Annotated in this window: 1 protein-coding gene; it reads left to right on the top strand. The window is 47.7% G+C overall.

Annotation, left to right across the window (positions count from 1 at the left end; translation table 11 throughout):
* A partial coding sequence (locus A3762_RS27275) for a hypothetical protein (protein WP_197469089.1) occupies positions 1 to 511 on the top strand: 511 nt, incomplete at both ends.

Below are 511 nucleotides of genomic sequence, written 5' to 3'. Positions count from 1 at the left end.
CCTCATAGAAGACCAAGAAGACAGCGCGTTACTGGCGCATAAAACATGGCGTTTTGATTTTTCCCAATTGACCCTTACTGGAGGTGTAAACAATTATCAGCGCACCCTCGAGGATCAGTTCACCAACACCCAGCAATCAATCCACGTCGAAACATTAGGGCTTAGCGCGATATACAACAACGCCATTCAAGCTTTATATGGGGTTAGCCCAGCGCACGGTCGCACCATTCAACTCAACATCGAACGAGATCGTGTCGAGATAAATTCTGGTGATCAGTCATATGGAAACGTTTGGATCCTTGATTGGCGCGAGTACATCGCACTCTATGGCCCACATACACTAGCCTTGCGCGCATTTATAGGTGAAGCGCAAACTGGAGCGGACTTCTTTGATTTAGGCGATAGCCCGTCCATCACCGCATTTAAACAAGGCTTGATTCACCAACGCGAAAAACCATTGCGAGGCTATCCAGATTCTGCACAAGAGCTTCGCGGCTTTAAGCCAAGTATT

This window comes from Oleiphilus sp. HI0125 (assembly GCF_001635355.1).
The sequence above is the reverse complement of the archived record's forward strand: the minus strand, read 5'-3'. Positions and strand labels throughout refer to the sequence as shown.